This window comes from Spongiactinospora gelatinilytica (genome assembly GCF_003236385.1).
In the GTDB taxonomy this organism is placed as follows: Bacteria; Actinomycetota; Actinomycetes; order Streptosporangiales; family Streptosporangiaceae; genus Spongiactinospora; species Spongiactinospora gelatinilytica.
In genome coordinates this window covers 42,845-49,267 of sequence record NZ_POUA01000010.1, presented here as the reverse complement: position 1 = coordinate 49,267, position 6,423 = coordinate 42,845, and the positions used below count along the sequence as shown (strand labels likewise).

Sequence of the window (6,423 nt, the reverse complement as noted above, 5' to 3'; positions counted from 1 at the left end):
CGGTGTTCCGGGTCGGTGTTCCGGGTCGGTGTTCCGGGTCGGTGTTCCGGGTCAGGGGGAGGGGGGCTCGCCGGCTTCGCCGCGTTCGTGGATGAGGGCGGTGAGTTCGGCGACCTGGCGGCGGGCTCGGCCCTTTTCCGAACCCTGGATGCCCATCGCGCCCACCGTGGAGCCGTCGGCGAAGTCGATCTTCGCCCAGGGCTCGCCTTCGATCAGGGTGACGTCGATGACCTCGGGCCAGGTGTAGCGGTGCGAGCGCAGGGCGTTGATCAGGGTGATCCCCGCGTCGTCGGCTTCGACCCGGCAGCGGCCGAGGAGGTGCAGCACCCCGGCGAAGACGCAGCCGAGGCCGACCATGGCGATCTTGTCGGCGAGGCCGAACGGCTCGGGGAGCGCGATCGCGAAGATCAGCGCCCCGATCACCGCGGCCGCCGCGAAGCCGTACGCCACCAGCCTGCCTCTGCGTGGCCGCCAGGTGACGGGCAGGCTGGGCGGAGTGACGATATCTGGCATCGGCGGCGCTCTCATCGGGTCGTTTCCTCGGATGCCGCCATGTGGGCGCGCGCCCGCACGGTGGCGAAGACGGAAGGCAACCTACCGCACCCGCCCACCGGTCCCGCGGATCACCTCACCCCGCCCCCGAAAGCCCTTCGGCCCGCGGACGCTCACGCCTGCCGCAGCCCGCGAAGGGTCAAGGCGGTCTCCAACGCCGCCACCGTCGCCTCGTAGCCCTTGTCCTCCTTGCCGTGCGGGCCGGAGCGGGCCGTGGCCTGGTCGAGGTCCTCGCAGGTGAGGACCCCGTTGCCGATGGGGGTCTCCTCGTCCAGGGAGATCCTGGTGAGTCCCGCCGTGACGGAGTCGCAGACGTACTCGAAGTGGGCCGTCTCGCCGCGGATCACCGCGCCCAGGGCGACCACGGCGTCGTGGGAGCGGGCGAGGGACTGGGCGACCACCGGGATCTCCAGGGTGCCCGCGACGCGCACCACGGTCGGTGTCGCGCCGCAGTCGCCGGCGGCCTGTACGGCTCGCTCCACCAGCCGGTCGGTGATCTTCTCGTGCCAGCGGGCGGCCACGATCCCCACCGTCAGCCCCGCCGCCGGCACGGCGTGGGCGTCCGGGCGTCCGCCTGAACTCATGAGATCTCCTGTGGGATGTCGTGGCCGAGGCGGTCGCGCTTGGCCATCAGGTACTTTCGGTTGAACGGTGTGACGGCCGCCTCCATCGGCTCCCGGCCGAGCACCTTGATGCCGTAGCCGTCCATCCCGCGCGTCTTGGCCGGGTTGTTGGTGAGCAGCCGGACCGACTTGACGCCCAGGTCGGCCAGTATCTGCGCGGCGTTGGAGAACTCCCTGGCGTCCACCGGCAGGCCGAGTTCCAGGTTCGCCGAGACGGTGTCGCTGCCCGCGTCCTGGAGGCTGTAGGCGCGGAGCTTGGCCAGCAGCCCGATCCCCCGGCCCTCGTGCCCGCGCAGGTAGACGATGACCCCGCGGCCCTCGGCGGCGATCGCCGCCATGGCCGCGTCGAGCTGGACGCCGCAGTCGCAGCGCAGCGAACCGAGCACGTCGCCGGTGAGGCATTCCGAATGCGCCCGGACCAGGACGTTCTCTCCGTCGGCGAGGTCGCCGTAGACGAGCGCGAGGTGTTCGCCGCCGTCGAGCGTGCTGGCGTAGCCGTACGCGCGCCACTGGCCGTGCCGGTTGGGCAGCGCGGTCTCGGCCACGCGGGTCACCATCCGCTCGGTACGGCGGCGGTGGTCGGCCAGTTGCTCGATGGAGATGAGGGCGACGTCGTGCTCGTCGGCGAACGCGCGCAGCGCGGGCAGCCGCTTCATGGTGCCGTCGTCGTTGACGATTTCGCAGATCACGCCCGCGGGCGGCAGCCCGGCCATGACCGCCAGGTCCACGGCGGCCTCGGTGTGGCCGCGCCGGGCCAGTACCCCGCCTTCGGCGTAGCGCAGCGGGAAGATGTGGCCGGGCCGCACCAGCTCGTACGGCTCGGTCGCCGAGTCGCACAGCGTGCGGATGGTCCGTGCCCGGTCGGCGGCGGAGATCCCGGTGGACACCCCGTCACGGGCGTCCACGCTGACCGTGTAGGCGGTGCGCATGCGCTCGCGGTTCTCGCCGACCATCAGCGGCAGCCCGAGGCGGTCGAGCTCCACCCCGCGCATCGGCACGCAGATCACGCCGCTGCCGTGCCTGATGGTGAAGGCGACCAGCTCGGGGGTGGCCTTGGCGGCGGCGAAGATGAGGTCGCCCTCGTTCTCGCGGTTCTCGTCGTCCACGACGATGACGGGCCTGCCGTCGCGGATGTCGGCCACGGCCCGCTCCACCGGGTCCATCTTGATGTCGCTCATGCGCTCACCACCTTCTCCACCGGCACCGCGGTACGGGACCGGTACTCACGCGTCCAGGTCACGAAGCCCACGGCGACGAGCACGAGGAACACCCCGTACACGACACCGGAGACCACCAGTCCGGCGCCGAAGGCCAACGGCACGCCGACCAGGTCGACGAGCACCCATATCCACCAGAAGTCGATCAGCGCGCGTCCCTGGGCGAACGTGGCCACCGCGCTGCCGACGAAGATGTAGGCGTCCGGGAGCGGGTTCCAGGAGATCTCGAAGAGGTTCTGGTTCACCAGGTGGAAGGCCAGCGCGACCACCCCGGTGCCGGCGATCATGACGCCGATCAGCGTCACCCGTTCGGCGATCGTGCCGGGGCGTACCGGCAGCGTGCGCTCGGCCCGGATGCCGCGCGACCACTTCCACCAGCCGTACACCGCAAGCGCCGCGAACAGCGCCTGCTTGAGCGCGTTGCCGGTCACGTGGGCGCTGATCGAGGCCGCGAACAGCAGCGAGGAGGCGAAGAGCTGGACCGGCCAGGTCCAGATGGTGCGCCGGATGGCCAGCATGACGGTCGCCAGGGCGCCGATGTTGCCCACCAGGTCGATCCAGACGACGTGCTGGCCGAACAGCTCGAAGCCCGCGGTCGCCCATGTGGTGCCGCCGCTCATGCCCGGCCCTTCGGGCGGTGGGCGACGGTCAGCCGCTCGACGTACTTGGCGATCACGTCGACCTCCAGGTTCACCGGCTCGCCGGGCGCGCGCAGGCCGAGCGTGGTCTCCCGCAGGGTCGTGGGGATCAGCGCGACGGCGAACTCGCCCGGGGCGACCGCGGTGACGGTGAGGCTGACGCCGTCGATGGCGATGGACCCCTTCTCCACCACGTAGCGTTCCAGGTTGTCGCCGAGGGAGAAGCGCACGTCGTGCCAGTCGGTCCCGGGCTCGCGGGAGAGCACCACGCCGGTGCCGTCCACGTGGCCCTGCACGATGTGGCCGCCGAGCCTGCCGTCGGCGCGCAGCGCGCGTTCCAGGTTGACCCGGTCGCCCGCGCCGAGCCCGCCGAGCGTGCTGCGCCGCAGCGTCTCCGGCATCACGTCGGCGGTGAACACGTCGCCGTCGAGTCCGGCGACGGTGAGGCAGACGCCGTTGACCGCGATCGACGCGCCGTAGGCGGCGTCGGCGGAGACGGTCGCGCCGCGGATCGACAGCCGCGCCGCGCCGTCGCGCGGTTCGACGGCGACCACCTCGCCGAGCTCTTCCACGATTCCGGTGAACATCCCCTTCAGTTCTCCTCACTGGGTGCCGGCCGGGCGGTGACCCGTAGGTCCGGCCCGACGCTGACGACTTCCTCGAACACCAGCCGGTGGGTCTGCCCGATCGTCCGCACCCCGGCGGGGCCGAGCGCGGCGGGCCCGTCGCCCAGCAGCGCGGGCGCGAGGTAGCCGACCACGCGGTCGATCAGTCCTTCCCTCATGAAGGAACCCGCGAGGGTCGGCCCGCCTTCCAGGAAAATGCCGACAATGTCTCTTTTGTGGAGTTCGGCCAGGAGGGCGCGCAGGTCGAGCCCCGTTCCGGGGGCGCGCGGCAGCCGTACGACCTCGGCGGCCCCCACCGGCCCCGGCGCGGCGTCCTCGGCGACGGCCAGCAGCGTGGGGGCCTCCCGCGACAGCACTTCGGCATCGGCCGGGACGCGCCCGCGGGTGTCCACCACGACCCGCAGCGGCGGCCCCGAGGGCCGCTCCAGCGGCGGGCGGGCGGTGAGCCGGGGGTCATCGGCCAGGACGGTGCCGACACCGGCGAGGATCGCGTCGCTGCGCGCACGGAGCAGGTGTACGTCGGCCCGGGCCTCGGCGGAGGTGATCCACCGGCTGGTGCCGTCGGCCGCGGCCGACCTGCCGTCGAGCGTGGCGGCGAACTTCCAGGTCACGTGGGGGCGGCCGCGGCGCACGAAGGTGAGCCATTCGGCGTTGCCGCGCTCGGCCTCCCCGGCCAGCAGCCCGGTCTCCACCGCCACGCCCGCGGCGCGCAGCCGGGCGGCCCCGCCGGCGGCGGCCGGGTTGGGGTCGGACACGGCCACCACGACCCGCCGTAGGCCGGCCTGGAGCAGCGCGAGCGAGCAGGGACCGGTGCGGCCGGTGTGGTCACAGGGTTCGAGGGTGACGTAGGCGGTGCCGCCCCGGGCGCGCTCGCCCGCCTGGCGCAGCGCGACCACCTCGGCGTGCGGCCCGCCCGCGCGGGCGTGGAAGCCCTCCCCCGCCACCCGGCCTCCGGCGTCGAGGATCACGCAGCCCACGACCGGGTTGGGACTGGTCGTCCCGCGCCCGCCCGCGGCGAGCGCGATCGCCCGGCGCATGTGCATGAGGTCGCTCACCCCTGGCCCTCCTGTTCGCCATCGGCTGCCGAGCCGTGGCGGGCCCCGGGGGTGTGGACGGGATGCGTCAAAGCACATCCGTCTGGCAGCGGACGCGCTCGTCGCGCGCGCCGCCACCCGCGTGCCGCCTCCCATCCGGACTTTCACCGTCGGTACCGGAATTTCACCGGATCCACCGGCCGATGGCTTCGGCCGGGTCGCGGACTGTAACCGCCGGTTCGGAATTACACCGACCCCGGAGCACGCTTGCTCACCTCTCAGTGTGCCATGCCGGGATAAAACGCGCGCCTGGGATGGGGTGGTGCCGGGATCGGGCACCCGAGCCGGCCTCGAAACGATCTTCCTCGGGGACTCCTCGGAGGTGCCGAGCCCCCGGCCGCGTTCGCGCGCGGGCCAGAATGGCACCGCATTGTCAGTGCCACGTCATGGTCGTGTCACAAATCCGTGAAATTGAATTTCCAGCCTTACCGGATTCTCCCGCGGCACAACGCCCCAGGTCAATACACCGATGACAACAAGCCCATTTACTTTGCACAACAAAGCACGCCTTATATCTTGATCCTGTGACAATCCATTGATTTGCGGCCAGGCGTTTTGCAAGGGTTCCTCGTAGCCGGAGAGGTCCGTCCCCGGCACGTGACTCGGGGAGTCCTCACAGCGATGACCATGCCTGCGCCGGCCCTACCGGAAGCGTCCGCCGCCCCTGGCGGGCGCCCGCCGGACGCCGGATCCGTCGGACGCTCACCGGGCCGGCTCACCTGGATGCGTTTCCGCCGGGACCGCACCGGAGTGCTCTCCGCTTTCGTGGTGCTGTTCTTCTTCGTGGTGGCACTGGCGGCCCCGCTCATCTCCATGGCATATGGAAACGACCCGTACACGCAGTACGGCCAGGAGCGCGAGGGCCTGCTCAACGAATTCGGCTATCCGCTGCTGCCCAACGGCGGAATCAGCGGCGAATTCTGGTTCGGCCTGGAGCCGGGCCTCGGCCGCGACGTCTTCATGCTCCTGGTCTACGGGATCAGGACCTCACTGCTGATCGCCGCCGCCGCCACCCTGCTGACCACCCTGATCGGAGTGGTCGTCGGCCTCGTCGCCGGATACGTGGGCGGCAGGACCGACTACCTGATCGGCCGGGGCATCGACATCCTGCTGTCGTTCCCCTCCACACTGTTCTTCATCGCCTTCATGCCGGTGGTGGAGTCACTGTTCGTGTCGCCGCGCGAGGAGACGCCGGTCTGGCTGCGCACGGTCTCGCTGATCACCGTGCTCACCCTCTTCGGCTGGGCGACGATCGCCCGCCTGCTGCGCGGCCAGGTGCTGTCCCTGCGCGAGCGGGAGTTCGTCGAGGCGGCGCGGATCACCGGCGCCTCACCGGCGCGGATCATCTTCAAGGAGCTCCTGCCGAATCTCTGGACGCCGATCATCATCCAGTCCACGCTGCTGCTCCCGGCGTTCGTGACCGCGGAGGCGGGGCTGTCCTTCCTCGGCGTCGGCATCATCGAGCCCACCCCGGACTGGGGACGCCTGATCCAGCGCGGCGCGGAGGTGTACCGCGACGACATCACCTTCCTCCTCTTCCCCGGCGTGTCCCTGGTGATCTTCGTGCTGGCCTTCAACCTGCTCGGCGACTCCGTCCGGGACGCGCTCGACCCCAAGACCCGCCGGTGACCCCCCGGCGCCACCAGACCTGAACGACAGGACCTCCCGGTAAG

General features: G+C 71.3%; 7 protein-coding genes and 1 riboswitch. Of the genes, 1 reads left to right on the top strand and 6 read right to left on the bottom strand.

Annotation, left to right across the window (positions count from 1 at the left end; translation table 11 throughout):
- Nucleotides 1-51: 51 nt before the first annotated feature.
- From C1I98_RS02580 to ribD, 6 genes are all read right to left on the bottom strand, one after another.
- Nucleotides 52-513 carry a PH domain-containing protein gene (locus C1I98_RS02580; RefSeq protein ID WP_111165427.1) on the bottom strand — a complete coding sequence of 154 codons (462 nt, stop codon included), beginning with the start codon at nt 511-513 and terminating at the stop codon, nt 52-54.
- A 152-nt stretch (nt 514-665) separates the two neighbouring features.
- The gene (gene ribH, locus C1I98_RS02575; RefSeq protein ID WP_111165426.1) at nt 666-1,136 is read right to left on the bottom strand and encodes a 6,7-dimethyl-8-ribityllumazine synthase; all 471 of its coding nucleotides are present in this window, start codon (nt 1,134-1,136) and stop codon (nt 666-668) included.
- The gene (locus tag C1I98_RS02570) at nt 1,133-2,353 is read right to left on the bottom strand and encodes a bifunctional 3,4-dihydroxy-2-butanone-4-phosphate synthase/GTP cyclohydrolase II (protein WP_111165425.1); all 1,221 of its coding nucleotides are present in this window, start codon (nt 2,351-2,353) and stop codon (nt 1,133-1,135) included. Before C1I98_RS02570 ends, ribH begins: the two co-directional genes overlap by 4 nt.
- Nucleotides 2,350-3,012 (bottom strand): nicotinamide mononucleotide transporter family protein, encoded by a 663-nt coding sequence (locus C1I98_RS02565; RefSeq protein WP_111165424.1) that lies wholly within the window; start codon nt 3,010-3,012, stop codon nt 2,350-2,352. The genes C1I98_RS02570 and C1I98_RS02565 overlap by 4 nt, the downstream gene beginning before the upstream one ends.
- A complete protein-coding gene (locus tag C1I98_RS02560) occupies nt 3,009-3,617 on the bottom strand; it encodes a riboflavin synthase (RefSeq protein ID WP_111165423.1) in 609 nt (202 codons plus the stop codon). Before C1I98_RS02560 ends, C1I98_RS02565 begins: the two co-directional genes overlap by 4 nt.
- Before the next feature lie 5 nt (nt 3,618-3,622).
- Nucleotides 3,623-4,711, bottom strand: coding sequence for a bifunctional diaminohydroxyphosphoribosylaminopyrimidine deaminase/5-amino-6-(5-phosphoribosylamino)uracil reductase RibD (gene ribD, locus C1I98_RS02555; protein ID WP_233507061.1), 1,089 nt, complete (start codon nt 4,709-4,711; stop codon nt 3,623-3,625).
- Nucleotides 4,712-4,828: 117 nt separating this feature from the next.
- A riboswitch (FMN riboswitch) is annotated at nt 4,829-4,959 on the bottom strand.
- 412 nt (nt 4,960-5,371) lie between these two features.
- Here ribD and C1I98_RS02550 point away from each other — a divergent pair.
- Complete coding sequence (locus C1I98_RS02550) at nt 5,372-6,379, top strand: ABC transporter permease (protein WP_306461836.1); 1,008 nt, start codon at nt 5,372-5,374, stop codon at nt 6,377-6,379.
- The last annotated feature ends 44 nt before the right edge of the window (nt 6,380-6,423 follow it).

What these genes read in the sequence shown, in the direction of transcription:
- C1I98_RS02580 (WP_111165427.1), bottom strand. Translation starts at nt 513, where the DNA reads ATGCCAGATATCGTCACTCCGCCCAGCCTGCCCGTCACCTGGCGGCCA.
- ribH (WP_111165426.1), bottom strand. Translation starts at nt 1,136, where the DNA reads ATGAGTTCAGGCGGACGCCCGGACGCCCACGCCGTGCCGGCGGCGGGG.
- C1I98_RS02570 (WP_111165425.1), bottom strand. Translation starts at nt 2,353, where the DNA reads ATGAGCGACATCAAGATGGACCCGGTGGAGCGGGCCGTGGCCGACATC.
- C1I98_RS02565 (WP_111165424.1), bottom strand. Translation starts at nt 3,012, where the DNA reads ATGAGCGGCGGCACCACATGGGCGACCGCGGGCTTCGAGCTGTTCGGC.
- C1I98_RS02560 (WP_111165423.1), bottom strand. Translation starts at nt 3,617, where the DNA reads ATGTTCACCGGAATCGTGGAAGAGCTCGGCGAGGTGGTCGCCGTCGAA.
- C1I98_RS02550 (WP_306461836.1), top strand. Translation starts at nt 5,372, where the DNA reads ATGACCATGCCTGCGCCGGCCCTACCGGAAGCGTCCGCCGCCCCTGGC.